This is a genomic window from Streptomyces sp. UW30 (assembly GCF_008042075.1).
Taxonomy (GTDB): domain Bacteria; phylum Actinomycetota; class Actinomycetes; order Streptomycetales; family Streptomycetaceae; genus Streptomyces.
This window is the reverse complement of sequence record NZ_RDBN01000053.1, coordinates 1,253,715-1,278,939: the sequence shown is the minus strand read 5'-3', so window position 1 is coordinate 1,278,939 and position 25,225 is coordinate 1,253,715. Positions and strand designations below refer to the sequence as shown.

The 25,225-nt window shown below is 70.5% G+C and carries 23 protein-coding genes and 5 pseudogenes; 14 read left to right on the top strand and 14 right to left on the bottom strand.

All coding sequences use genetic code 11. From position 1 onward, the window contains the following. The first annotated feature begins 9 nt into the window (after window positions 1-9). Complete coding sequence (map, locus tag EAO75_RS40105; RefSeq protein ID WP_147999968.1) at window positions 10-780, top strand: type I methionyl aminopeptidase; 771 nt, start codon at window positions 10-12, stop codon at window positions 778-780. Between the two features lie 10 nt (window positions 781-790). Here map and EAO75_RS40100 read toward each other — a convergent pair. From EAO75_RS40100 to EAO75_RS40085, 4 genes and pseudogenes are all read right to left on the bottom strand, one after another. After that, window positions 791-1,187, bottom strand: a pseudogene (locus EAO75_RS40100) (ATP-binding protein). Window positions 1,188-1,495: 308 nt separating this feature from the next. Further along, window positions 1,496-1,711: a hypothetical protein gene (locus tag EAO75_RS40095; RefSeq protein WP_147999967.1), complete on the bottom strand. Its 216-nt coding sequence runs from the start codon at window positions 1,709-1,711 to the stop codon at window positions 1,496-1,498. Between the two features lie 139 nt (window positions 1,712-1,850). After that, window positions 1,851-2,264: pseudogene (locus EAO75_RS40090) on the bottom strand (metal-dependent transcriptional regulator); the annotation flags it as partial. 8 nt (window positions 2,265-2,272) lie between these two features. After that, the gene (locus EAO75_RS40085) at window positions 2,273-2,827 is read right to left on the bottom strand and encodes a YbhB/YbcL family Raf kinase inhibitor-like protein (RefSeq protein ID WP_147999966.1); all 555 of its coding nucleotides are present in this window, start codon (window positions 2,825-2,827) and stop codon (window positions 2,273-2,275) included. A gap of 100 nt (window positions 2,828-2,927) precedes the next feature. Here EAO75_RS40085 and EAO75_RS40080 point away from each other — a divergent pair, with 100 nt between their 5' ends. Then, complete coding sequence (locus tag EAO75_RS40080) at window positions 2,928-3,605, top strand: GntR family transcriptional regulator (RefSeq protein WP_147999965.1); 678 nt, start codon at window positions 2,928-2,930, stop codon at window positions 3,603-3,605. 6 nt (window positions 3,606-3,611) lie between these two features. Here the strand turns inward: EAO75_RS40080 and EAO75_RS40075 are convergent, their stop codons facing one another. Beyond that, window positions 3,612-4,559, bottom strand: a complete 948-nt coding sequence (locus EAO75_RS40075) for an NAD-dependent epimerase/dehydratase family protein (protein WP_147999964.1) — start codon at window positions 4,557-4,559, stop codon at window positions 3,612-3,614. Window positions 4,560-4,589: 30 nt separating this feature from the next. After that, complete coding sequence (locus tag EAO75_RS40070; protein WP_147999963.1) at window positions 4,590-5,513, bottom strand: alpha/beta hydrolase family protein; 924 nt, start codon at window positions 5,511-5,513, stop codon at window positions 4,590-4,592. Between the two features lie 116 nt (window positions 5,514-5,629). On the opposite strand from EAO75_RS40070, the gene EAO75_RS40065 reads away from it, so the two are divergent. The 4 genes from EAO75_RS40065 (at window position 5,630) to EAO75_RS40050 (ending at window position 11,449) form a co-directional block, all read left to right on the top strand. Then, complete coding sequence (locus EAO75_RS40065) at window positions 5,630-6,220, top strand: TetR/AcrR family transcriptional regulator (protein WP_147999962.1); 591 nt, start codon at window positions 5,630-5,632, stop codon at window positions 6,218-6,220. An 86-nt stretch (window positions 6,221-6,306) separates the two neighbouring features. Beyond that, window positions 6,307-9,447: a sacsin N-terminal ATP-binding-like domain-containing protein gene (locus tag EAO75_RS40060; RefSeq protein WP_147999961.1), complete on the top strand. Its 3,141-nt coding sequence runs from the start codon at window positions 6,307-6,309 to the stop codon at window positions 9,445-9,447. 112 nt (window positions 9,448-9,559) lie between these two features. Beyond that, on the top strand, window positions 9,560-10,339 hold the full coding sequence (locus EAO75_RS40055; protein WP_147999960.1) for a calcium-binding protein: 780 nt from the start codon (window positions 9,560-9,562) through the stop codon (window positions 10,337-10,339). 198 nt (window positions 10,340-10,537) lie between these two features. Next, window positions 10,538-11,449 carry a hypothetical protein gene (locus EAO75_RS40050; protein WP_147999959.1) on the top strand — a complete coding sequence of 304 codons (912 nt, stop codon included), beginning with the start codon at window positions 10,538-10,540 and terminating at the stop codon, window positions 11,447-11,449. 69 nt (window positions 11,450-11,518) lie between these two features. Here the strand turns inward: EAO75_RS40050 and EAO75_RS40045 are convergent, their stop codons facing one another. Together EAO75_RS40045 and EAO75_RS40040 are read right to left on the bottom strand one after the other, a co-directional pair. Next, the gene (locus tag EAO75_RS40045; RefSeq protein WP_147999958.1) at window positions 11,519-13,930 is read right to left on the bottom strand and encodes a cation-translocating P-type ATPase; all 2,412 of its coding nucleotides are present in this window, start codon (window positions 13,928-13,930) and stop codon (window positions 11,519-11,521) included. A 104-nt stretch (window positions 13,931-14,034) separates the two neighbouring features. Further along, window positions 14,035-14,331 (bottom strand): DUF2530 domain-containing protein, encoded by a 297-nt coding sequence (locus EAO75_RS40040; RefSeq protein WP_147999957.1) that lies wholly within the window; start codon window positions 14,329-14,331, stop codon window positions 14,035-14,037. A 118-nt stretch (window positions 14,332-14,449) separates the two neighbouring features. Here EAO75_RS40040 and EAO75_RS40035 point away from each other — a divergent pair, with 118 nt between their 5' ends. Continuing rightward, a complete protein-coding gene (locus tag EAO75_RS40035) occupies window positions 14,450-15,901 on the top strand; it encodes an NCS2 family permease (protein WP_147999956.1) in 1,452 nt (483 codons plus the stop codon). 6 nt (window positions 15,902-15,907) lie between these two features. On the opposite strand, the gene EAO75_RS40030 is transcribed toward EAO75_RS40035, so the two are convergent. After that, on the bottom strand, window positions 15,908-16,090 hold the full coding sequence (locus tag EAO75_RS40030) for a ribbon-helix-helix protein, CopG family (RefSeq protein WP_147999955.1): 183 nt from the start codon (window positions 16,088-16,090) through the stop codon (window positions 15,908-15,910). Window positions 16,091-16,244: 154 nt separating this feature from the next. Between EAO75_RS40030 and EAO75_RS40025 the strand changes: the two genes are divergently transcribed. After that, window positions 16,245-16,682: a MarR family winged helix-turn-helix transcriptional regulator gene (locus EAO75_RS40025; RefSeq protein ID WP_147999954.1), complete on the top strand. Its 438-nt coding sequence runs from the start codon at window positions 16,245-16,247 to the stop codon at window positions 16,680-16,682. Between the two features lie 102 nt (window positions 16,683-16,784). Continuing rightward, window positions 16,785-18,062, top strand: a complete 1,278-nt coding sequence (locus EAO75_RS40020; protein WP_187284765.1) for an MFS transporter — start codon at window positions 16,785-16,787, stop codon at window positions 18,060-18,062. Window positions 18,063-18,067: 5 nt separating this feature from the next. Here the strand turns inward: EAO75_RS40020 and EAO75_RS40015 are convergent, their stop codons facing one another. Beyond that, on the bottom strand, window positions 18,068-18,652 hold the full coding sequence (locus EAO75_RS40015; protein WP_147999952.1) for a Uma2 family endonuclease: 585 nt from the start codon (window positions 18,650-18,652) through the stop codon (window positions 18,068-18,070). 110 nt (window positions 18,653-18,762) lie between these two features. Then, window positions 18,763-19,281, bottom strand: coding sequence for a GNAT family N-acetyltransferase (locus tag EAO75_RS40010; protein WP_147999951.1), 519 nt, complete (start codon window positions 19,279-19,281; stop codon window positions 18,763-18,765). 25 nt (window positions 19,282-19,306) lie between these two features. Between EAO75_RS40010 and EAO75_RS40005 the strand changes: the two are divergent. Beyond that, window positions 19,307-19,564, top strand: a pseudogene (locus EAO75_RS40005) (2'-5' RNA ligase family protein); the annotation flags it as partial. Window positions 19,565-19,635: 71 nt separating this feature from the next. Here the strand turns inward: EAO75_RS40005 and EAO75_RS47890 are convergent. Further along, window positions 19,636-19,755, bottom strand: a pseudogene (locus tag EAO75_RS47890) (RNA 2',3'-cyclic phosphodiesterase); the annotation flags it as partial. 48 nt (window positions 19,756-19,803) lie between these two features. On the opposite strand from EAO75_RS47890, the pseudogene EAO75_RS39995 reads away from it, so the two are divergent. Next, window positions 19,804-20,118: pseudogene (locus tag EAO75_RS39995) on the top strand (2'-5' RNA ligase family protein); the annotation flags it as partial. Between the two features lie 140 nt (window positions 20,119-20,258). Here EAO75_RS39995 and EAO75_RS39990 read toward each other — a convergent pair. Continuing rightward, window positions 20,259-21,251: an aldo/keto reductase gene (locus EAO75_RS39990; RefSeq protein WP_147999950.1), complete on the bottom strand. Its 993-nt coding sequence runs from the start codon at window positions 21,249-21,251 to the stop codon at window positions 20,259-20,261. Window positions 21,252-21,325: 74 nt separating this feature from the next. Then, complete coding sequence (locus tag EAO75_RS39985) at window positions 21,326-22,318, bottom strand: GlxA family transcriptional regulator (RefSeq protein ID WP_147999949.1); 993 nt, start codon at window positions 22,316-22,318, stop codon at window positions 21,326-21,328. Window positions 22,319-22,479: 161 nt separating this feature from the next. Here EAO75_RS39985 and EAO75_RS39980 point away from each other — a divergent pair, with 161 nt between their 5' ends. The 3 genes from EAO75_RS39980 to EAO75_RS39970 all read left to right on the top strand — a co-directional run bounded on the left by EAO75_RS39980 (window position 22,480) and on the right by EAO75_RS39970 (window position 25,120). Beyond that, window positions 22,480-23,058: a cysteine hydrolase family protein gene (locus EAO75_RS39980; protein WP_147999948.1), complete on the top strand. Its 579-nt coding sequence runs from the start codon at window positions 22,480-22,482 to the stop codon at window positions 23,056-23,058. Between the two features lie 97 nt (window positions 23,059-23,155). Continuing rightward, on the top strand, window positions 23,156-23,797 hold the full coding sequence (locus EAO75_RS39975) for a cysteine hydrolase family protein (protein ID WP_148000564.1): 642 nt from the start codon (window positions 23,156-23,158) through the stop codon (window positions 23,795-23,797). Window positions 23,798-23,974: 177 nt separating this feature from the next. Further along, window positions 23,975-25,120, top strand: a complete 1,146-nt coding sequence (locus EAO75_RS39970; RefSeq protein ID WP_187284764.1) for a hypothetical protein — start codon at window positions 23,975-23,977, stop codon at window positions 25,118-25,120. Window positions 25,121-25,225: the final 105 nt, after the last annotated feature.

Genomic DNA, 25,225 nt, shown 5'->3' with positions numbered 1-25,225 from the left:
GGGCGCCGCATGATCGAGATCCTGAACCCCACCCTGCTGGCCCGAGCGAAGGACACGGGCGCCCTGGTCGCCGACATTCTGCAGACGCTGAAGAGTCGTAGCGCGATCGGCACGAACCTTCTCGACATCGACCGGTGGACCAAGGCCATGATCGCCGACGCGGGAGCGCAGTCCTGTTACGTCGACTACGCCCCCTCCTTCGGGCGCGGCCCCTTCGGCCACTACGTCTGCACGGCCGTCAATGACGCCGTGCTCCACGGGCGGCCGTACGACTACACGCTGGCCGACGGCGATCTGCTGACACTCGACCTCGCCGTCTCCAGGGGCGGAGTCGCCGCGGACGCCGCCATCAGCTTCATCGTGGGCGACGCGAAGCCCCCGGAGAGCGTCGCGATGATCGGTGCGACCGAGCGTGCGCTGGCCGCGGGGATCGCCGCCGCCGGGCCCGGGGCCCGCATCGGCGACATCTCCCATGCCATCGGCACCGTCCTCGGTGAGGCGGGATACCGGATCAACACCGAGTTCGGAGGTCATGGCATCGGGTCGACGATGCACCAGGACCCGCACGTCGCGAACACCGGACGGCCCGGCCGTGGATACAAACTGCGCCCCGGGCTGCTGCTTGCACTGGAGCCGTGGGTCATGGCGGACACGGCCCAACTCGTCACCGATGCCGACGGCTGGACGCTCCGCAGCGCGACGGGCTGCCGGACGGCGCACAGTGAGCACACGATCGCCATCACCGAGGACGGAGCCGAAATCCTCACCCTGCCGAAGTAGTTGGTGATGTTCACCCGGGTGAGTGAGATTGCGTCGCGACTTCGGCCCACACGGTCTTGCGCGGGGCGGGGCCGTCCGAGACTCCCCAGCGGTCGGCGAGCGCGTCCACGATGAGCAGGCCCCGGCCCGATTCGGCATCGGGAGTGGGGTGTTGGGGGTCGGGCAGCCGGTCACCGCATGTTCGTGACCTCGATACGGAGGGTTGCGCCGACCACGTAGAGGAGCAGCAGGAAGTCCCGGCCGGGGATCCGTCCGTGCGTGACGGCGTTGGCCCCCAGCTCGGCAACGAGGTGCGCCGCCGGGTCCAACGGCAGGCCCCAACTGCGGAGTTGTTCGGTAGCCAGGAGGCGGGCGAGGCGGGCGAGGCGGGCGAGGCGGGCGCCGCGGGGTGTCGGGGACAGCTGCACGCTGAAGTTGCGGACGGGGCCGTCGAGTTGGGCGAGTGGGGTCGCGGGGGAGGCGGTTTCCTGATTCACGTCACTCAGCGTGGTCGGGCATGCCTACCGTGACCAGTGACTCAGCGGGTGCGTACGGTGACTGTCCGGTCGTGTCCGGGCTGTCGGAGCGTTGAGTTCGGGTAGGGCGCTGCTGGTACCGCAACCACGTGTCGTCCGCGACGTGTTCGGTGAGCGGCACTGCGGGTGTGGTCGCGATCAGCGAGGAGCGACGCATGAGGGGGTGACGGGGGCGCGCCGTAAACCGGCCAAGTGGAGGCTCAAGCGCGCCGGGCGCGGCGGATCAGCCAGGACGCCGTGAGATACAGCGTGGTGACTGCCGCCCAGGCCGCCAAGAACTGGATCGCGAGCCGCTTGTCGCCCCCGCTCCAGACGATGGCGGTCACCCCGGGACCGCCGATCCACCAGACGAACACGACGATCGCCAGGAGGCCCCAGACCAGTTCGCCGAGTGTCTCCTTGGCCAGGTTCAGCATTGTTCGGCCCTCCCGGGTAGGCAAGATCGCCGCGTGATCAACTGATCAAGCGCAGCTCAGGCTCTCACGCCCGACAGCCCCCGATCACGGCCGTGATCGTGATCGTGATCGGGGGCCGGTTCGCGGGGTTCTAGCGGCTGAGTTCCTCCAGGCCCGGGATCGGGCTGCCGGACGGTGACTTCGTGGGGTGCCGCAGCAGTTCCACGATGCGGCGTTCCACGGCCTCGCTCATCACGTGCTCCCAGCGGCACGCCTCGGCGGGGACGTGTTCCCGGGCCAGGCCGATCAGGTCGACCAGGAGGCACTGGGCGAGCCGGTGCTTGCGTAGCACGCGGGTCGCCAACCGGCGGCCGTCCTCCGTCAGTTCCAGGTGACGGTCGTCGGCGACATGCAGCAGATCGCGGCGCTCCATGCGGGCGACGGTCTGGCTGACCGTGGGCCCGCTCTGGTTCAGGCGCTCGGCGATGCGGGCGCGCAGCGGGACCACGCCTTCCTCTTCGAGCTCCAGGATCGTGCGGAGATACATCTGCGTGGTGTCGATGAGGTGGGACATGCCGTCGGTCAGGCGGAGGCTTCGGCGGGGGTTTCGGCCGTGGCGGTCAGGACCGCGCGGCCCAGGATGTGGCCGGCCATCGTGAAGCCGAGGACGGCCGGGGTGGCGTCGGCCGCGACGCCGATGGACTCGACGTCGAGGGCGTGGACCACGACGAAGTAGCGGTGCGGGCCGTGCCCGGCCGGCGGCGCGGCGCCGATGAAACGGGCGGCACGTGCGTCGTTGGGTATCTGGAAGGCACCCTCCGGCAGGCCCGAGCCGGTGTCGTCGCCGGCGCCCTCGGGCAACTCGGTGACCGTGGCGGGGATGTCGGCGACCGCCCAGTGCCAGAACCCGGACCCGGTGGGGGCGTCGGGGTCGTAGACGGTGACGGCGTAGCTCCTGGTGCCCTCCGGGGCGCCGCTCCAGGACAGCTGCGGGGAGAGGTCCTTCCCGCCGGGGACGCCGAAGATGCCGGAGTACTGCTCGGGCGCCCAGGCGGCGCCGTCGCTGACGGCGGTGCTGGTGACGGTGAAGGAAGCCGCCTCGGGAAGGCGGGCGAAGGGGTCGTTGGCGGTCGTCATGACGTTCCTTTCGGGCCGTACTGCTGAACCGATGAATCGACCATAGCAGAGATAATCGATTATTCGAGGGATCGTCGACTGGGTCCTCTAGGGTGGAGGCATGACACAGACGGTTCGTCCCGAGCCCTCGTCGGGGAAGCAGATGCTCTCCGAGCAGGTCTACGGCCAGCTGCGCGACGCGATCATGCGGGGGGAGTTCGCCCCGGGTGACGCCCTCAAGCCGCAGGACCTCGCCAAGGCGCAGGGCGTGAGCCTTGCCGTCGTACGCGAGGCGCTCGTGCGGCTGGTCGGCGAGGGGCTCGCCGACCGGCTGCCCAACCGCGGCTTCGCCGTGCCGGTCTTCACCGACCGCCGCTGGCAGGAGATCGCGGAGGCCCGCCAGGCCGTCGAACCGGTCATGCTGCGCATGTCCATCGAGCGCGGCGACGTCGACTGGGAGGCCCGCGTACGGGCCGCCCACCACCGGCTGGCCCGGACCCCGGCGTATCTGCCGCAGGAGGGCGAGTACTACAGCGGCGCGTGGGCCGAAGCTCACCGGGCCTTCCACCGCACCCTGCTGGAGGGATGCGGCAACTCCGTCCTGCTGGCCGCCTTCGACCGGCTGTGGACCGCGAGCGAGCTGGCCCGCCGCTGGTCGGCGCACCGCAACCCCGACCGGGACGGCCTCGACGAGCACCGCCGGCTGGAGGAGGCGGTCCTCGCCCGCGACGCCGACACCGCGGCCGGGGTACTGGTGGAGCACCTCACCCTGACCGCGGCCGGACTGACCGATGGATGACCCGGCTCAGCTCTCGTTGCCCGCGCGCAGCCACGCGATGTAGTCGGCGGCGGCCCGCTCGGTGTCGTACTCGGGCCGGTAGCCGGTGTCCTCCTTCAGGCGGCCGATGTCGAGGACCAGGTGCGGTCCGTCGCCTCCGGCGGGCAGGTCGACCGCCGCGTCGGGGACCGCCATCCTGATCGCTTCGATCACCTGGGCGTTGGTCGTGAGGCGGCCGGAACCGACGTTGTACGTACGGTGGTTCAGCTTGTCCGCGAGCTGGAGCAGGGCGATCGCCCGTCCGGTGTCCTTCACGTAGTTGAGGTCGAGCCCGTCCTCGGTGCGGGCCGGACTCATGAGGCCAGAGAGGTCCGGGGCGGTGCCGCGGGCGGCGGCGTGGATGAGGGCGGGTGCGGCGAAGAACGGGTCGGCATGGCCGTGCGGGCCCCAGGTGCCGGAGATGCGGTAGTTGACGATGTCCAGGCCCGTCGTGTCGGCGAGGAACCCGCCGAGCATCTCGCCGACCTTCTTGAAGGTGGGGATCGAGACGGATGCGTTCAGCGCCAGCGGGGCATCCTCGCGCAGCGGTCCGTCGTTCGCGGCGCCGAAGTAGACACCGATCGTGCTGGCGACGCCGAGGCGCCGTACGCCCCACTCCTGTGCCGCCTGCGCGATGTTGAGCAGTCCGCCGAGCGCCTGCCGGGTCGCCTCGACCGGCGCCTCGGGGACGGGCGGCCAGGGGTAGGACCCCGCCAGGTGCGCGATGCCCGTGATGTCGTGGCGGCGGCCGATCGCGAGCAGGGCGTCGCGATCGGCGATGTCCGCCCGCTCCACCGTCACGCGCGCCCCGGCCAGTACGGCCGGGAGTTCACGGGCGGCGCTGCGCTGGACCGCGACGACGTCCTCGCCCTGGTCGAGCAGCGCCCGCACGGTGTGGGTTCCGATGAAGCCGAGACCTCCGGTGACGAGGATCATCGTCCGTCCTTTCCGTGGCAGTCCTGGTCGTTACTTGCTCTGCAGCGTTCCGAGCGGGTCGGGGGCGTCCTCCAGAGCGGTGACCGCCGCCTTCCATCCGGCGTCCTCGCCGCCCAGGGCGCTGTGCAGGAACGCCGTGCTGAGCTGCTGGATCAGGGCGACGCGCGCGGGGTTCTCGTCGGTCGTCTCGGCGACCTCGTGGCCGGACACGCCGCCGAGCGAGTGCTCCGCCCCGAAGAGCGTGAGCAGGCTCTTGGCGCCCGGGCTGTGGGTGTAGGGGTCGGTGAACCAGTCCGGGCCGCGCGTGGAGAGGTGGGATTGGTCGTTGTCGCCCGCGACGATGAGGGCCGGCGGGGTCATGGTGTCGAACGACGGCTTCATGAAGGGGAAGTGCTCGGCGGCGAACGGGGTCAGGCTGTCGCCGAGGCCGGTCAGGGCGAGCAGCACGCCCGCCTTGACGCGGGGGTCGGACATGTCCTCGCCGGGGGTGCCGTCGCCGTCGAGGACACGCGCGCCCAGCAGCGTGCTCACCGTCTGCGCTCCCCAGGAGTGGCCGGCCACGGCGACACGGTCGCGGTCGACCCGCCCGGCGAGACCCGGTACGGCCGCTTCCAGGACGCCGAGTCCGTCCAGCACGCGCGTGATGTCCTCGATACGGAAGCGCCAGATCCGCGGCGTGCGGGGGTCCTCGGCGGGGACGGCGAGCGTCCGGGAGTCGAGGTGGGTCGGCTGGACGACCACGAAGCCGCCCGCGGCCCAGTGGTCCGCCAGCGGGGCGTAGCCGTTCATCGACGAGCCGTAGCCGTGCGAGAGGACGATGACGGGCAGATCGCGGCCGGTCGCGGGCGCGCTGACGCGGACCTGGAGGTCCTCGCCGCGGCCCGGGGCGGGCAGGACGACCGGCTTCGCGGAGATCACCGCGGTGGGCGCGGTCGTGGTGTTCGAGTCGGACATGGGAGTGCCTTCCGCTCAGCTGCTGGGCTCTGCCATCATGGGTGAACCGGAACGTCGCTCCGGTTAATGGGAACGATACGGAACGCTGTTCCGCTTTGCAAGGGAAGGAGTGCCCGGTGAACGACAGTGGGCAGGGGGCGGGAAGCGCGGCCGGGTCCAGACGCAAGGACGCCCGGCGCAATCAGCAGGCCCTCCTGGACGCGGCGGCCCGGGTCTTCGTCACCTCGGGCGTGGACGCGCCGGTCCGCACGATCGCCGCCGAGGCGGGCGTCGGGATGGGCACGATCTACCGCCACTTCCCGACCCGGGCGGACCTGGTCGTCGCGGTCTACCGCCATCAGGTCGAGGCCTGCGCCGAGGCCGGCCCGGCCCTGCTGGCCGCCGAGCCCTCACCGCACACCGCGCTCGCCCGGTGGATCGACCGGTTCGTCGACTTCCTGGTCACCAAGCACGGCCTCGCCGCCGCGATGCAGAGCGACAGCGCCGGCTTCGAGACACTGCACTCCTACTTCCTCGACCGCCTCGTGCCGGTGTGCACCGAGCTCCTCGACGCCGCCGTCGCCGCCGGCGAGATCCGCTCCGGTCTCACCGCCTACCAGCTCATGCGCGGCGTCGGAAACCTCTGCGTCGGCGCCGAGAGCGACCCTCGCTACGACGCACGCGAACTGGTCGCACTCCTCGTCGCCGGACTGCGTCAACCGCGCTGAACGGGCACCCGGGCGCCGCGGTCCGGGTCCGGCGCGGGCGCGCGGCGCAGCCATGCCCCATCGGCGGTACCTTCATCATCACGCCGATGAGGAGAGTCAACGTGAGCAGCAAGTTCGTGCGGCCGGCACCCGAAGGCGCCGACCCCTTCGGTACGGCCCGTCTGCGTCGCGGAGTGCTGGATGCCTGGGCCACCAGCCCCGCCCGGTTCCGGGAGGACGCCAACGCCGAGGAGGACCTCGTCCTCGGCGGGTACCGGGACCGGCTCGTCGTCGAGATCGCTCAGAACGCCGCCGACGCCGCCGCGAGGGCCGGCGTGCCCGGCAAGCTGCGACTCACCCTTCGTGAAGGCGTCCTCGTCGCCGCCAACACCGGTGCCCCGCTGGACGCGGCCGGTGTCGAGTCGCTGTCCACCCTGCGCGCCTCCGCCAAGCGGGACAGCGCCGCCGTCGGCCGATTCGGCGTCGGCTTCGCCGCCGTCCTCGCCGTCACCGACGAGCCCGCCGTCGTCGGGCGGCACGGCGGCGTGCGGTGGGCCCTCGCCGAGGCCCGGGAGCTGGCCCAGGAGACCGCGCGGCACAGCCCCGGCCTCGGGGACGAGATCCGGCGCCGGGACGGGCATGTGCCGCTGCTGCGGCTGCCCTTCGCCGCCGAGGGCACCGCCCCGGACCTGTACGACACGGTCGTCATCCTCCCGCTGCGCGACACCGCGGCCGCCGACCTCGCCGAGCGGCTGCTGAACGCCGTGGACGACGCGCTGCTGCTCGCCCTCCCCGGTCTGGAGGAGGTCGTCATCGAGGCCGGCGACGCCGAGCCGCGCACGCTGCGCCGCCGCGTCGACGGCCCCTTCACCGTCGTCGAGGACTCGGGGGCCGGCGTCACCCACTGGCGTACGGCCGCCGCCCACGGCGCGCTCACGCCCGAGCTCCTCGTCGGCCGCCCCGTGGAGGAGCGGCTGCGCCCCCACTGGTCGCTCACCTGGGCCGTGCCCGTCAACGCCGCCGACAGCACGCCCGACCGGCCCCGCACCGCCCCCGTCGTGCATGCGCCCACCCCCAGCGACGAACCCCTCGGCGTCCCGGCCCTCCTCATCGCCTCCTTCCCCCTCGACACCACCCGCCGGCACGCCGCCCCCGGCCCGCTGACCGACTTCCTCGTGCAGCGCGCGGCGGACGCCTACGCCGAACTGCTGGCCGACTGGCGCCCGGTGAGCGAGGGCCTCATCGGCCTCGTACCCGGCCCGCTCGGCAAGGGCGAACTGGACGGCGCCCTGCGCCAGGCGATCCTGGAGCGGCTGCCGCGCACCTCCTTCCTGCCGCCCGCCGTCGAGCCGCGCGAGCAGGACGCGGAATTTCCCGAGTCGCTGCGGCCGCGCGACGCCGAGGTCGTCGAGGGCGCCGGCGCCGACACCGTGCAGGTCCTCGCCGAGGTGCTGCCCACCCTGCTCCCCGCCGGGCTCGAACGGCGCGTGGAGCTGCGGACGTTGGGTGTCGCCCGCGTCCCGCTCACCGACGCGATCGACCGGCTCGCCGGGCTGGAGAAGGAGCCCGGCTGGTGGCGGCGGCTCTACGACAGCCTCGCCGGGGTCGACCCGGACCGCCTGTCCGGCCTGCCCGTGCCGCTGGCCGACGGCCGCACCACCATCGGCCCCCGGCAGATCCTGCTGCCCACCCCCGACGCCGTCCGTATCGACCCGGAGATCCTGGCCCGCCTTGGCCTCAAGGTCGCCCACCCGGAAGCCGCGCACCCGTTGCTGGAGAAGCTCGGCGCCCTCCCGGCCACGCCCCGCGCGGTCCTCACCACGCCCCAGGTGCGTGCCGCCGTCGCCGCCTCCCTCGACGAGGACGGCGGGCTGAGCTGGGAGGAGGAGGCCCCCGACGCCGAGGAACTGGCCGACACTGTCCTCGCCCTCGTGCGGGACGCGGGACTGGACCCCGGTGACGAGCCATGGCTCGGCGCGCTGGCCCTGCCCGACGAGGAGGGGGAGCTGGCGCCGGCCGGTGAACTGGTCCTCCCCGGCAGCCCCTTCGCCCAGGTCATGCGCGAGGACGAACTCGCCACCGTGGACGCGGAGTTGGCGCAGAAGTGGGGCGAGCAGCCGCTCGCGGCGTGTGGTGTCCTCGCCAACTTCGCGCTCGTCCGCGCCACGGACGTCGTCCTCGACCCGGACGAACTGGAGCCCCGCGAGGGCGACTTCGCCGAGCCCGACGACGCCGGCCTGCTGGACGCCGTCGACGTCTGGTGCGAGGACATCCTCGACCGGTTCCCGGACACGCCCGTACCGCCGGTCGCCACCGAGCTGATCGCCGTACGGGATCTGGACCTCGTCGACGACGACAAGTGGCCCCAGGCCCTCGCCCTGCTCGCCCAGCCGCCCCTGCGGGACGCGCTGACCCAGCAGGTGCGGATCCTGCTGCCCGACGGCACGCACGAGGTCGTACGGCCGTACACGGCCTGGTGGCTGCGCGGCAACCCGGTCCTCGACGGCCGCCGCCCCGCCGGTCTGCTCGCCTCCGGCGGCGACCCGCTGCTGCGCGGCCTGTACGACGAGGCCGACGCGACCGGCTTCGACGACGAGCAGGTGCTGCGGGCGCTGGGCGTACGGACGTCGGTGGCCGCGCTGCTCGACGAGCCGGGCGGCGCCGCCGAGCTGCTGGACCGCCTCGCCGACCCGGAGCGTCCGGTCACCTCCGCCCAGTTGCACGCCCTCTACGGCGCCCTGGCCGACCTGGACCCCGAGCAGGTGACCCTGCCGGACGACCTGCGGGCCGTGGTCGACGGGCGGGTCGAGGTCGTGGACGCGGCGGACGCCGTGGTCGTGGACTCGCCCGACCTGCTGCCGTTCACGCAGGGCGTGGCGCTGCTTCCCGTACGGCCCTCGCGCGCCGCCGAGCTGGCCGAACTGTTCCAGGTGCGGCGCCTGAGCGAGTCCGTGACGGCTTCGGTGGAATCCGAGGGGGCCGAGCACGACGTACCGGAGTCGGTGCGGGTGCTGCTCGGGGCGCGCACTCCGCAGTCGTACGTCGAGCACGAGGAGCTCGTCGTGGACGGCGTCGAGATCGACTGGCGCCTCACCGACGACGGCGTCCTGCACGCCGCGACCCTGGAGGGCGTCGCCGCGGGCCTGGCCTGGGCGGCCCGGCAGTGGCCCCGGCGGTTCGAGGTGGCGGCGCTGCTGGAGGATCCGTCGCGGACGGCGGAGCTGGCGCGGGACCGGTGGTTCGACTGATCTTGAAATTTCCCGCACACATCTCTCACCGGACGTACAACCATTCGGATGTGTCGTGAATCTGATCACCTGAGCCAAGAGGCTCCTTGATCACTTCACGTGGGGAAAACACATGCGCATGCGTGCCACCCTCGGCATCGTCACCGGTGCCCTGGCCCTTTCCGCTCTCGCCGTGCCGGCCGCGCAGGCCGACGAGGTCGTGGGCGACACGGCGATCTCGAACGTCGTGGTGAACGGTGGCAAGGCGGTGGTCGTCGGCTCGACCGCGAAGAAGACCATCACGGTCTCCTTCACCGTCAAGGACGGCTCGGGCGTCGACTGGGCCCAGGCGATCCTGTACCACGGTGCGAGCATCGAGAGCTCCGACTCCGGCGCCGTGGCCAACAGCAGCGACGGCCGCGCCACCTGCACCGTCGCCAGCGCCACGACGTCGAACTGCAAGTCCACCTTCGACCTCGAGCCGGGCGTCAACCTGTTCAACAGCGTGGCCGGCTCCTGGAAGGTCTGGGCGATCGCCGCGGGCAACGACGCCGACTACGTCCAGAAGGACAACGCCAAGAGCTTCAACGTCCAGCGCGCCTCGAAGCTGACGGTCAACGCCTCGCCGGAGCCGGTGGCGAAGGGCAAGACCATCACGGTCACCGGCAAGCTGACCCGCGCCAACTGGGACCGCGGCACGTACAACGGCTACGTCACGCAGCCGGTGAAGCTCCAGTTCCGCAAGAACGGCAGCAACACGTACACCACGGTGAAGACCGTCAAGACGAACTCGACGGGCGACCTCAAGACGACCGTCACCGCCTCCACCGACGGCTACTTCCGCTACAGCTTCGCGGGCACCACGACCACCCCGGCGGTCAACGCCACGGGTGACTTCGTCGACGTGCGATAGCAGCACCTTCGCAAGTGCGGCATTCGTCACGAACTTCCCGTCAGGCACGGGGAGTTCGTGACGAAGCTCACGCAAATTCCACGACGACCGCACAACCGGTCACGCCCGTCCCGTATCTGATCTCTTGAGTCATCAGACTCCACGATCACCCGGGCCCCGACGTGACCAGCGGGGCCCCTTTCCGTATCAGGGGAATGCATGCGCATCAGAGCCACCGTGGCCGCCGTCTCCGCTCTCTCCGGCGCTCTGGCCCTCTCCGCCCTCGCCGCTCCGGCCGCGCAGGCCGACGACTCCGGCGCCTCCTACCGCGCGGACGTCGCGAAGGTCCGCAAGGCCGCGCAGGCCGCGTCCGTCAGGGCCCCGGGACAGCCCTACGCCCTGAACGTCAGCTTCTCCAACGTCAAGATCGCCAAGGCGATCAAGGTCGGTACGACCAACCACGTCGCCACGACGGTGACGTACACGCTGACCCACGGCGCGGACGTCGACATCAAGGCCGACGACTTCGTCACCGACGCCCTGATCTACCGGGGTTCCGCCACCACGCCGGACAACATGCTCTACGGCAACAAGCCGGCCAAGTGCACCGCGACCTCCGCGACCACCGCCAACTGCAAGGGCACCATCGACGTCTACCCGGGCGACCACGAGCTCCGCAACACGGACGCCGGCACCTGGCGGGCCGCGGCGGAGGCCACCGCCTTCAACGGGCAGGACCCGGCCGGCGAGACCTTCGACATCACCAAGGTCGGCTACAAGGGCCAGAGCGGTCTCGGCACCACGCTGATGCAGCGCCAGTCGAAGCTGACGGTGGACGCTTCGCCGGAGCCGGTGGCGAAGGGCAAGACCATCACGGTCACCGGCAAGCTGTCCCGCGCCAACTGGGACCGCGGCACGTACAACGGCTACGTCGAGCAGCCCGTGAACCTTCAGTTCCGCAAGAACGGCAGCAACACCTACACCACGGTCAAGACCGTGAAGACCAACGCGACCGGCAACCTCAAGACCACGCTCACCGCCACCCAGGACGGCTACTTCCGCTTCACCTTCGCCGGCACCACGACGACTCCGGCGGCCACCGCGACGGGCGACTTCGTCGACGTCCGGTAGAGCAACCCCCTAAGGGGCGCGGGGAACTGCGCGGCCGGCCACAACGGACCCGCAGCGACCCACGGCGCTTCACCGGCCTTGGCCCAGCGCAGCGGGCCGGCGGTCGACCCACCTCCAAGCAACCTCCAGGGCGACCGCCGCCCCCGCCGAGATCCCCACCGCGATCCACGGCATCGTCACCCCGACCAGCTTCAGCGCGAAGAACTCCTGGAGCCACGGCACCACCAGCACCAGCAGGAACCCGAGCCCCATCGCGGCCACCAGGGCGACCCGCCACCAGGTGTAGGGCCGGGCGACGATGACCAGCACCCACATCGAGATCAGGAAGAGCGTCAGCGTGGCGACGCTCGTCTCGGCGTCCAGTGAGCCCTCGCCCGTGTAGTAGTGACGGGCGATCAGATACGTCCCGAAGGTCGCCACCCCGGCCACCACCCCGCCCGGGATCGAGTACCGCATCACCCGCCGCACGAAATGGGGCCGCGCGCGTTCCTTGTTGGGCGCGAGGGCCAGGAAGAAGGCCGGGACGCCGATGGTGAGGGTGGAGAGCAGGGTGAGGTGGCGGGGCAGGAACGGGTACTCCACCTGCCAGAACACCACCATCAGGGCCAGCAGCACCGAGTAGACCGTCTTGACCAGGAACAGCGTCGCCACGCGCGTGATGTTGCCGATGACCCGACGCCCCTCGGCCACCACCGACGGCAGCGTCGCGAAGCTGTTGTTCAGCAGCACGATCTGCGCCACGGCCCGGGTCGCCTCCGACCCCGAGCCCATCGCCACGCCGATGTCGGCGTCCTTCAGGGCGAGGACGTCGTTCACGCCGTCGCCGGTCATGGCGACGGTGTGCCCGTGGGACTGCAGCGCGCCCACCATGTCCCGCTTCTGCTGCGGGGTGACCCGGCCGAAGACGGTGGCCTCATCGAGGGCCGTCGCCATCGCGTCCTTGTCGCCGGGGAGCGTGCGGGCGTCGACCGTCGTGCCGGACAGGCCGAGCTTGGTCGCCACCGCGCCCACCGACACCGCGTTGTCCCCGGAGATCACCTTGGCCCCCACGTTCTGGTCCGCGAAGTAGCGCAGGGTGTCGGCGGCGTCGGGCCGCAGCCGCTGTTCCAGTACGACGAGGGCGGCGGGCCCCGCGCCCTCGGCCACGTCGGGATCGCCGAGCTCGCGGCCGGCGCGGGCGAGCAGCAGCACCCGCAGCCCCTGCTCGTTGAGGCGATCGGTTTCGGCCAGGGCCGGATCGTCGGCGGGGAGCAGGACATCGGGGGCGCCCAGCAGCCACGTGCTGGCCTCGCCGTCGCCCTCGCTGAAGGAGGCGCCGCTGTACTTGCGGGCGGAGGAGAACGGCAGGGACTCGGTGCAGCGCCAGTCCTCGGCGTCGGGGTAGGCGTCGATGATGGCCTGTAGGGAGGCGTTCGGGCGGGGGTCGGACTCGCCGAGGGCGCCGAGCACCTTGCCTACGTAGCCCTCGTCATTGCCGCCCAGGGTCCGCAGCTCGGTGACGTCCATGCCGCCCTCGGTGAGGGTGCCGGTCTTGTCGAGGCAGACGGTGTCGACGCGGGCGAGGCCCTCGATCGCGGGCAGCTCCTGGACGAGGCACTGCTGTCGGCCGAGGCGGATGACGCCGATCGCGAAGGCGACCGAGGTGAGCAGGACCAGGCCCTCGGGGACCATCGGCACGATGCCGCCGACGGTGCGTGCGATCGAGTCGTCGAGGTCCTTGTTCTTCACGAAGAGCTGGGTGACGATCAGGCCGATCGCGGCCGGGACCATCATCCAGGTCACGTACTTGAGGATGGTGGAGATACCGGAGCGCAGCTCGGACTGGACGAGGGTGAAGCGGGAAGCCTCCTCGGCGAGCTGGGCGGCGTAGGCCTCGCGGCCGACCTTGGTGGCCTGGAAGGCGCCGCCGCCGGCGACGACGAAGCTGCCGGACAGGACCCGATCCCCGGGCCGTTTGACGACGGGGTCGGCCTCGCCGGTGAGCAGCGACTCGTCGATCTCAAGACCGTCGGCCTCGACGCACACCCCGTCCACGACGGCCTTGTCGCCCGGCCCGATCTCGATCAGGTCGTCCAGCACGATCTCCGAGGTGCCGACCTCGGCGGCGACGCCGTCGCGACGCACCGTGGGCCGTGCCTCACCGATCACCGCGAGCGAGTCGAGGGTCTTCTTCGCCCGCCACTCCTGGATGATCCCGATGCCGGTGTTGGCGAGGATCACGAAGCCGAACAGGCTGTCCTGGATCGGCGCGACGAACAGCATGATCAGCCAGAGCACGCCGATGATCGCGTTGAACCGGGTGAAGACGTTGGCCCGGACGATCTCGGCCATGGACCGGCTGCTGCGCACCGGTATGTCGTTGACCTGCCCGCGCGCCACGCGCTCGGCCACCTCGGCGGCGCTCAGCCCACCCGTCGCGACCGGGACGGCGGCGGGGTGCACAGGGTTGTCCACTTCGGTGCCCGCGTCGGCATGCGTCATGCATTCGACGGTACGTGCGGATTTACGCCTTCACCCGCCGAGTGGGCGGAAGTTCCGACCTGGGGAGGACGGGGTGTCGTGCCCTGGTTGTAGGGCGCGGTGCCTCAGGACGACTGGGGTTCGCCGGTGGTTTCCCGGGGCGTGGCGAGGGCGGCCGCGCGCTTGATCGCCGCGTCGCGCTTGCGGACGTACCAGATGCCGATCAGGCCGAGGCCCCCGCCGGCCAGGCAGGTCCACACCCACCAGGTGTGGCCGTGGTCCTCGAACCAGCCGTAGAAGGGGAGCTGGACGACGAACAGGACGAACCAGATGATCGTGCCGCCCACGATGGTGGGGACCACGGGCCCCTCCAGGGGCTCCGGCGCCTCGTGCTTGATGGGTCCCGTGAAAAATCCGGCCATGGGGGACAGCTTACGAGGTGATCAGGTCTACGCGCGGAGATGGCCGTTCGGGGCTTTATATGTTCATACTGAAACGGTTTGTGTCTGACCACTTCTCTTCGTAGGAAACGCCAAAAGAATGTCCACTTCGGCTCCTGCCAAGGCCCCCACCCCTGAACAGCCGGGAGCCGGGCCCTCCTACGGCGCACTCGACCGCTTCTTCAAGATCTCCGAACGCGGCAGCTCGCTGCCCCGCGAAATCCGTGGCGGTCTCGCCACCTTCTTCGCGATGGCGTACATCATCGTGCTGAACCCGATCATCCTCGGCAGCGCGAAGGACATGTACGGCCATCAGCTGGACAACGGACAGCTGGTCACCGCGACGGCCCTGACGGCGGCGTTCACGACGCTGCTGATGGGCGTCATCGGCAACGTGCCGATCGCGCTCGCCGCCGGTCTCGGCGTGAACTCCGTCGTCGCGCTCCAGCTCGCACCCCGTATGTCCTGGCCGGACGCCATGGGCATGGTGGTCCTGGCCGGTTTCGTGGTCATGGTGCTCGTCGCCACCGGGCTGCGCGAGCGCGTCATGAACGCCGTGCCCTACAGCCTGCGCAAGGCCATCTCCATCGGTATCGGCCTGTTCATCATGCTGATCGGCCTCGTGGACTCCGGCTTCGTCTCGCGCAMCCCGGACGCCGCCCAGACCACGGTCCCGCTCCAGCTCGGCGGTGACGGTCACCTCAACGGCTGGCCGGTCCTCGTCTTCATCCTCGGCGTGCTGCTCACGCTCGCGCTGATCGTGCGCAAGGTCCCCGGCGCGATCCTGATCTCGATCGTCACGATGACCGTGCTCGCCGTGATCATCGAGGCCGTCGCGAACGTGCCGTCCTGGGGGCTGACGACCCCGAAGTGGCCGGGCAACCCCTTCGAGAGCCCCGACTTCGGCCTGATCGGCGAGGTCAGCCTGTTCGGCGGCTTCGACAAGGTCGGCGCGCTGACCGGCGTCCTCTTCGTCTTCACCGTCCTGCTGTCCTGCTTCTTCGACGCCATGGGCACGATCATGGGCGTCAGTGACGAGGCGAAGCTGACCGACGCCCAGGGGCAGATGCCGGGCATCAACAAGGTCCTGTTCGTCGACGGCCTCTCGGTCGCCGCGGGCGGCGCCAGCTCCTCCTCGGCCACCACGGCCTTCGTGGAGTCCACGGCCGGCGTCGGTGAGGGCGCCCGTACCGGCTTCGCGAACGTCGTCACCGGCGCCCTCTTCGCGGTGGCGCTGTTCCTGACGCCGGTCGCCACCATGGTCCCGTCCCAGGCGGCCACCCCGGCCCTGCTCGCGGTCGGGTTCCTGATCCTGGCGAACTCCGTCAAGGAGATCGACTGGGCCGACTACACGGTCTCGATCCCGGCCTTCGTGACGATGGTGATGATGCCGTTCACCTACTCGATCACCAACGGCATCGGCATGGGCTTCATCACCTTCTCGGTGCTGCGCCTGGCCGCCGGGCGGGGCCGGGAGGTGCCGGTGGCGATGTACGTCGTGTCCGCCGTCTTCGCCTTCTACTACCTGATGCCGGCGCTGGGTCTGACGTAGGCGGGCTCATGTGAGGCCGTAGAACTTCTCGGTCTCCTCGACGGCGGCCTGGAACCGTTCGTCGAAGTCATCGCGGATGAGCGTCCGGACGACATAGTCCTGGACGCTCATTCCTCTTCTCGCGGCGTGGTGTCGGAGCCGTTCGAGCAGCTCATGGTCTATTCGCAGGCTGAGCACGCTGGTCCCCATGAACACGAGGGTCGCGGCACTGTTCGGTGCGGTGTGTCACGTTCCGCCGCCACATCACCCAGATGAGTGATGTGGCGGTTCCGTGGCGGGTGTCACGGGCATCCCTGCGTGTCCGCGGTGGTCTTTAGCGAGAGTAATGAGTTACTCTAAAGAGATGTCGGACCTTACCCACGGCGACGACGCTGCCGCCGTGAACTCTCTGCGCTCCGCCCTGATGCGGCTGTCGCGTCGGCTCAAGCACCAGCGGGTCGACGAGTCGCTGAGCCCCACCGAGATGTCGGTGCTGGGCACCCTCTCCCTCTGCGGCAAGGCCACCCCCGGTGAGCTGGCCCGCAAGGAGCACGTCCAGCCGCCGTCGATGACCCGCATCGTCGCCCTGCTGGAGTCCAAGGGACTGGTCCGCCTGGAGCCGCACCCGGAGGACCGGCGCCAGAAGGTCGTCACGAAGACCGAGCAGGCCGAGGCAATGCTCGAGGAGAGCCGCCGCAAGCGCAACGCCTTCCTGGCCACCCTGGTCGAGGCCCTGGACGAGGACGAGTGGGCGAAACTGCGCGCCGCCGCCCCCGTGCTGGAGAAGCTCGCACACCTGTAAGCAGTCACCTCAAGGAGGCGAACACGTTTGAGTTCGGGACCCGGAGCAGCTTCCGCACCCGCACCGACCACCCCTTCTACCTCTGGCCCCCGCAAGTCCTCGATGTTCAGCTCGCTGAGCGTCAGGAACTACCGCCTGTTCTTCCTGGGCCAGGTCGTCTCCAACACCGGTACCTGGATGCAGCGCATCGCGCAGGACTGGCTGGTGCTCGGCCTCACCGGTTCCGCCACCGCCGTCGGCATCACGACGGCCCTGCAGTTCCTGCCGATGCTGCTCTTCGGCCTCTACGGCGGTGTCCTCGTCGACCGGCTGCCCAAGCGCCGCACGCTGCTCGTCACACAGACGTCGATGGCTCTCACCGGCATCGCGCTCGCCGTCCTCACCCTCACCGGACACGTCCAGGTCTGGCACGTCTACCTGGCCGCCTTCGTCGTCGGCCTCGCGACCGTCGTCGACAACCCGGCCCGGCAGTCCTTCGTCTCCGAGATGGTCGGCCCGGACCAGCTCCAGAACGCGGTGAGCCTGAACTCGGCGAACTTCCAGTCGGCCCGCCTGGTCGGCCCGGCGGTGGCCGGCCTGCTGATCACGGGTGTCGGCACGGGCTGGGCGTTCCTCGCCAACGGTCTGTCCTTCGTCGCCCCCATCACCGGCCTGCTGCTGATGCGGGCGCGTGAGCTGTACCCGGTGCAGCGGGCGCCGCGCGGCAAGGGGCAGCTGCGGGAGGGCCTGCGGTATGTCGCCGGGCGCCCGGATCTGATCTGGCCGATCGTGCTCGCCGGGTTCGTCAGCACCTTCGGTTTCAACTTCCCCGTCTATCTGTCGGCCTTCGCCAACGACGTCTTCCACGCGGGCGCGGGCTCCTACAGCCTCTTCAACACGCTGATGGCGGTCGGCTCCCTGGCGGGCGCGCTGCTCGCGGCCCGGCGCGGTACGGCCCGGATGCGGGTGCTGATCGCGGGGGCGGTGGCCTTCGGCACGATGGAGATCGTGGCCGCGTTCGCCCCGTCCCTGTGGCTGTTCGCCCTGCTCATGGCTCCCATAGGCATGTTCGGCATGACGGTGAACGTCACCGCCAACAGCAGCATCCAGATGGCCACTGACCCGAGCATGCGGGGCCGTGTGATGGCCCTGTACATGATGGTGTTCATGGGCGGAGCGCCACTGGGCGCGCCGATCGCCGGCTGGATCACGGACGCGTACGGCGTCCGGGCGGGCCTTGCGGTGGGCGGCGCGATCACGGCCGCCGCCGCCGTCACGATCGCCCTGGCCCTGGCCCGCGTGGGCGGCCTGCGGCTGTCGGTGGGCTGGAACCGCGGGCACCCGCAGGTGCGGTTCGTGCCACGGGAGCAGCGGGACGAGGAGCTGGCGACGGTGGCGTAGGGGTGTCAGTCGCGGGGGAACTCGTCGGTTTTGAGGACGAGGCCGAGGAGGGTGGTGGTCATGTCGACGTCCCCGCCGAAGGCGACCGTCGTCTCCGTGATGTAGTCGCCTTCCTTGGGCTGGGTGAACAGGTGGCACTTGCCCTGGTAGGGGTCGGCGATGAGGTAGACGGGGACTTCGGCGAGGGCGTAGGCGCCCTTCTTCGGGCCGTAGTCGTTCTGGGCTGTGCCCTTTGAGATGACCTCGGCCACGAACTCGACGTCCTGACAGCGCCAGACGCCCTTCTCGTTCTTCTCGGCTCCCTCGGCCACGAGGCACACGTCGGAGGCGAAGCCGTTGAGTTGCCCCGGGTAGTCGACTCGAACGTCCGACTTCAGGCGCTTGCGTGGGTACTTCGTGCGCAGTTGCTCGAAGATATCGGCGATGATCTCCCAGTGCGTGTCCCGCTGCGGCGACATGAAGATGGCCCCCTCGACGATCTCGACCTTGTATCCCTCGGGGGTGATCCGCTCAAGCGACTCGAACAGCCCGTCCAGAGTCAGCTCGTCGTCTTCCTTGGCCATCTCGATCCTGTCGTCAAGGACGGTCATCGTGGCGCTCCTCCCCGGCTGCCCACGGACGAGTGCAGCCGCGCGGTACAACGATACGCACGGTGACCATGTCACGTGTGGCGATGGTCACCCTCGCGGCCCCGCGGAGGCTAGACCCTCCGCGCCAGCACCTGTCCCGGCCAGCCGTCCTTGCCCACGTAGGTCTCGGTGCGGACGAAGCCCTGGCTCTCGTAGTAGCCGACCAGCTTGCCGTCGTCGCCCGCGTAGCAGTCCACCCGCAGCAGCGAGACGCCCGCCTGCCGGGTCACGTCGGCGGCATGCGCGAGCAGAGCGCTGCCCGCGCCGTGGCCCTTGAAGCGGCGGTCGGAGGCGAGCCAGTGGATGTAGCGCTCGGGCTCGCCGGGCGGCGGGAGGTGGGAGAGGGAGGCGCCGGGGGAGTCGGTCAGGGTGAGGCCGGCGGCCGGTACGCCGTCGATCTCGGCGATGAAGACGCTGCCCTCGTTCATGTGCCGGGTCACCGACTCCACCGTCCCCGGGCGCTCCGACAGGGGTTTCGTCCCCCACTGTCCCGTGCGCCCCTGCGCGACCAGCCACTCCACGCCGCTGTCGAGCATGCCGAGTATCACGGGGATGTCGGCGGGCCCGCCGTCCCTGATGGTGATCGTCATCCCCTCATGGTGCCAGGCTGGAGCCATGAGACTCTTCGCCGCCGTGCTGCCACCGGAGGACGTCACGCGTGAACTGGCCGCAGAAGTGGCCGAGTTGAGGAAGCTGCCCGGCGCGGACGCGCTGCGCTGGACCGGCCGCCCCGGCTGGCACTTCACCCTCGCCTTCTACGGCGAGGTCGACGACGACCTCGTATCCGATCTGTCGGCCCGCCTGGAGCGCGCCGCGCACCGTACGTCGCCGTTCCCGCTGGCGCTGCGCGGCGGCGGCCAGTTCGGGCACGGGCGGGCCCGCCGACATCCCCGTGATACTCGGCATGCTCGACAGCGGCGTGGAGTGGCTGGTCGCGCAGGGGAGCCGGGGCGGCCGGTCCAGCGCAGCGCGTCCGCGCCGGGCAGCTTCCTCAACTCGGCCACTTCTGCGGCCAGTTCACGCGTGACGTCCTCCGGTGGCAGCACGGCGGCGAAGAGTCTCATGGCTCCAGCCTGGCACCATGAGGGGATGACGATCACCATCAGGGACGGCGGGCCCTGTGGGCGGGGGCGGAGGGGGACCTGGAGACCCTGCGGCTGCTGGCGGACCGCAGTGAGGCGGCCGCGCGCAAGGCCGGGGTGCCGATGGGGGAGCACCGGCGCTACAAGCCGCACCTCACGGTGGCGAGGAGCCGGTCCGGGGTGGACGCACGGCCGTATGTCGCGGCCCTCGACGGGTTCACCAGCCGGACGTGGACCGTGGAGGAGGTGGCGCTGGTGCGGAGCAGTTTGCCGACGTCCGGGGTCGCGGGCGAGCAGCCCCGTTACGAGGCGGTCGCCCGATGGGCGCTCGGAGTGGCCGGTTAGGCTCGATGGCGTGGACCCGAAAACCCGGAACCGGATCATGGCCGGTGCGCTCGTGTTGATGTTCGTGCTGGTGGCGCTGGCGGCGGCGCTCGGCAGGTAGCGCCGGGCAGCGCCCCTGACGGGGCGCTGCCCTCACCCGGTCACCAGGCGAACGCCTCCGGCGAGGGTCCCGGACCCGGGAACACCTCGTCCAGTCCCGCCAGCAGGTCCTCGCTCAGCTCCAGCTCGGCCGCCCGCAGCGCGGACTCCAGCTGCCCGGCGGTGCGCGGGCCGACGATCGGGCCGGTCACGCCCGGGCGGGTGAGCAGCCAGGCCAGAGCGACCTCGCCGGGCTCCAGGCCGTGCTTGTCGAGCAGGTCCTCGTAGGCCTGGATCTTCGCGCGTACGGCCGGGTCGGCGAGGGTGTCGGCGGCCCGCCCGGAGCTGCGCCGGCCGCCCTCGATCTCCTTCTTGAGCACACCGCCGAGCAGTCCGCCGTGCAGCGGCGACCACGGGATGACGCCGAGGCCGTAGTCCTGCGCTGCCGGGATGACCTCCATCTCGGCGCGGCGCTCGAAGAGGTTGTACAGGCACTGCTCGCTCACCAGGCCGATGGTGCCGCCGCGGCGCGCGGCGAGCTCGTTGGCCTGGGCGATCTTGTAGCCGGGGAAGTTGGACGAGCCGACGTACAGGATCTTGCCCTGCTGGACCAGGGCGTCGACGGCCTGCCAGATCTCCTCGAAAGGCGTGGCGCGGTCGATGTGGTGGAACTGGTAGACGTCGATGTAGTCGGTCTGCAGCCGCTTGAGCGACGCGTCCACCGCCCGCCGGATGTTCAGCGCCGACAGCTTGTCGTGGTTGGGCCACGCGGGGCCGTCGCCCGCCATGTTCCCGTGGACCTTGGTGGCGAGCACGACCTTGTCGCGCCGCTCGCCGCCCTTGGCGAACCAGTTGCCGATGATCGATTCGGTACGGCCCTTGTTCTCGCCCCAGCCGTACACGTTGGCGGTGTCGAAGAAGTTGATGCCCGCGTCCAGCGCCGCGTCCATGATCGCGTGACTGTCGGCTTCGTCGGTCTGCGGGCCGAAGTTCATGGTGCCGAGCACCAGTCGGCTGACCTTGAGTCCCGTGCGTCCGAGCTGCGTGTACTCCATGAAGTGCACGCTAGCCATGTGGAGTGCGCTCTAGGCAAGTGATCCCGAGGTGTTGCGTGACGTGCCGGAACGCCTCACCCCCGGCCACGGAACCGGGCCCGGTACTCGCTCGGCGTCACGGCGAGGCGGCGGTGGAATGCCCGTATGAGGGTGTCGACGGTGCCGAACCCGCAGACGGAGGTGATCCGTTCCAGCGTGTGGTCGGTGGTCTCCAGCAGGTTGCCGGCCATTTCGACGCGCGCGGACTCGATGTAGGCGTGCGGCGTCGTGCCCAGCTCGGTCTTGAAGATCCGGGTCAGCTGCCGGTCGCTGACATGCGCGTACGCGGCCAGGTCGGCGACGGTGAGGCGCTCGGCGATGTGGTTCAGGATGTGCAGCCGCAGGTCCTCGATGCGCCGCGTCGTGGACACCGGCTCCAGCGGGACGCTGAACTGCGACTGGCCGCCGGGCCGCTTCAGGTACATCACGAGCTGACGGGCGACCCGCAGCGCGATCTGCTCGCCGAAGTCCTCGGCGACCAGGGCCAGGGACAGGTCGAGGCAGGCGCTGATCCCCGCGCCGGTCCACACCTCGCCGTCCTCGCGGATGAAGATCGGATCCGGGTCGACCCGCACCGCCGGATGGTCGGCGGCGAGCCGCGGCGCGGTCGACCAGTGCGTGGTCGCGCGCTTGCCGTCGAGGAGGCCCGCGGCGGCGAGGATGTGCGCGCCGACGCACACCGAGGCCACCCGTCTGGAGCGGGTGGCCAGCGCCTTCACCCAGGCCACCGTGCCGGGCTCGGTGATGGGGTGGATCCGGCGCTCGTCGTCCACCTCGACGGAGCCCGGCACCAGCAGCGTGTCGATCGCGCGCTCGCCGACCTCCTGGAGCGTGGCGTCGGGCAGGATCCGCACGCCGGCCGCCGTCCGCACCGGGTCCCTCGTCTCGGCCGCCAGGACGACCTCGTATCCGACGCGCCCGGTGGTCTCGCGCGGGACGAGGGAGAACACCTCCGGCGGTCCGGTGACGTCGAGGAGGTCGACGCCTTCGAACAGCACGATCACGATCAACCGGTTCATGGTCCCCACCCGATAACCCCCTGTTCCGCTCGCAGACATGAGCGTCGGTTTCTGCACATAGCGCGTCATTGCCGACGCACCGGTTCCGGCCATAGCGTCGCATGTGTCTTCAACGAAATGTTGAACGACTGCTCAAGTCCCTGAAGTACCCCGAACCTTGGAGGAGTCCTGTGGCAAGCAAGACGCTGCGCGAACTCGGCGGGGCCGACACCACTCCCGCGGCCCTCGCGTCCTCGACGCTCGTCCTCGTCGACTACCAGAACACCTACACCCGCGGTGTGATGGAGCTCGACGGCTGGCAGCCCGCCCTCGAAGCGGCGTCCGACCTGCTGGCCCGGGCCCGTGTGGCCGGAGCCAAGGTCATCCACGTCCAGCACGACGGCGGTGAGGGCTCCCCCTACGACATCGGCGCGGAGATCGGCCGGATCCACCCCTCCGTGGCGCCGGTCGACGGCGAGCCCGTGGTCGTCAAGCAGGCTCCGGACGCCTTCCACGGCACCGACCTCGGCCAACTCGTGGACGAGGCGGGCCATGAGACCGTGATCGTCGCCGGGTTCATGACCCACATGTGCATCGCCTACACGTCGGCGTCCGCGGCCCTGCGCGGCAACAAGCCCACCGTTCCGGCAGACGCCTGCGCCACCCGCTCGATCGTGGACGTGTCCGCCGACGAACTGCACCGCAGTGGGCTGGCGGCCATCGCAGACGCGTACGGCGTCGTCGTCGCCTCCGCCAAGGAGCTGGACTGACGTGGCCGAGCAGCGCAGCAGTCTGTCCCGGCGCGGGGTGCTGAAGGCGGGCGGTGCGGCCGTCGTCGGCGGCGGCGTGGTGTTCGGCGCCACCCGGCTGGGGGACACCCCCGCACAGGCGCAGGCGCAGGCGGCGGACGCCGACACGTCGGGCACGACGACGCTGCGCAAACTCAACGGCCTTGCCGAACAGCCGGCTTCACTCGCCTCCGCCACCCTGATCCTGGTCGACTACCAGAACACCTACACCGAAGGTGTGATGGAGCTGACCGGCTGGCGCCACGCCCTGGACGCGGCGGCCGAGCTGCTGGGCGCGGCCCGTGAGGCGGGCGGGAAGGTCATCCACATCGTCAACGACGGCGGGAAGGACACGCCTTACGACATCCGGCGGCCCATCGGCCGGATCCACGACGCGGTCAAGCCCGTTCAGGGCGAGTCGACCGTGGTGAAGAAGGCCCCCAACGCCTTCGTGAACACCGAGCTGGGCAAGCTCGTCGACAAGGCCGGGAACGAGAACCTCGTCATCGCCGGGTTCATGACGCACATGTGCGTGACGTTCACCGCCGAGGGCGCGTTCCTGCGCGGCAACAAGCCCACTGTGGTGGCCGACGCGTGCGCCACCCGGCCGCTCCCGTCGGTCGGCGGCGGGCTGTCCGCCGACCAGATCCACCAGGCCGCGCTGGCGACGATCGCCGACCTGTACGGCGTCGTCGTCCCCTCCCACACCGCGCTGCGCTAGCGCCCGCAGCCTCCCTCTCCGGCCTCCCTCCAGCCCCACGCCGGAGAGGGAACACCCCCTCGCATTGCTCCCCGCGTCCCGGCCCTTCGTGGCTCCCGGCGGGTCAAGTTCCCCCCACGCCACCGCTTCCCCCACGGCGGGAACACCTGACGACCGATTCGTTACGGAGAGCAAGTCATGGCAACACGCCGGACATTCATCGGCGGCGCGAGTGGGATCGGCGCCGCCACGTTCCTGGGTCAGACGATCACCGGGCCGACCACGGCCTCCGCCGTCGACGCGGCGCCCGCCGCGGAGGTGGCGAGCGCCCAGACCGTCGCCCGGGACTCCATCCGCGCGGTGAACGCGGCGATGCGCGCCAACTACGCCGCGCTCAAAGCCGACCTGATCAAGAACCTGGGGCCGGTCGTCGTCGTGCAGAACGACGCGAAGGGCGGCACCTTCACCCTCATCCACGAGGGCAAGCGGTACGTCGAGCACCCGGTGGCCGAGGAGTTCGAGCTGGCGAAGTCCATCGCCCATGTGCCGCTGGGGATCTACTCCACGATCGCGGAGTTCCTCTCGGACAAGGTCCCCAACGTCCCCAACGCCGACCGGATCGACGCCCACGACCTCGACATGGTGGCGATGCAGGGCCCCGGCACCGACGCCTGGACCACGCCGCTGCAGGCGTTCGCGGACAAGCTGGCCACCGCGAAGACGAACCTTCCCGCGGCGAAGCTGCCGCAGAACCTTCAGAACTCCTGCGCGAAGATCCTCGACGAGGGTCTGACCTTCATCGCCGACTCCATCCGCGCCCGCGCCTTCGACATCGCCTCGTTCCAGAGCTTCGCGGCCCGCGTCTACCCGGCGATCCGGGTCAACATGACGTACGCCGCCGACGCGCAGATCTCCGGTGTGCAGGGGCTGTGCAAGAAGTGGCGGGCGCAGATCGGCGAGGCCGCCTGGGCCGACCTGTACACGGTGGTGCTGTCGATCTGGACGACGTCGGTGCTGAACCAGGCGGAGATCATCATCAAGCCGATGATGAACCAGAAGAAGGTCGACACCCACCTGATCGACATCCCCACGGCACAGCTGCCGTCGGACCCGATCGGGGTGGCCCTGGACAACCTGGCGCGGATCGTTCAGGACAACATCGCCGCGGAGCTGGTGTTCGTCTCCGACGCCAAGGTCGCCGACGCCCTGAAGGGCAAGGAGGACCTGCTGTCCGACGAGATCCTCAAGCAGCTCGGCACGCCCGCCACCGCCGGGGCCACCGGCGTCGCGTTCCGCACCGCGGGCCGGGCGAAGTGCCCGGTCAACCACAGCGTGAGCATCTGACCGCAACGCAAGGCAACCCACCGCACCACACCGCACCGCACCCCGAAGGCCCGGCGGCCCGCTCCTGGACGGAGGAGGGGGCCGCCGTCACGGCCACGGGGGAAC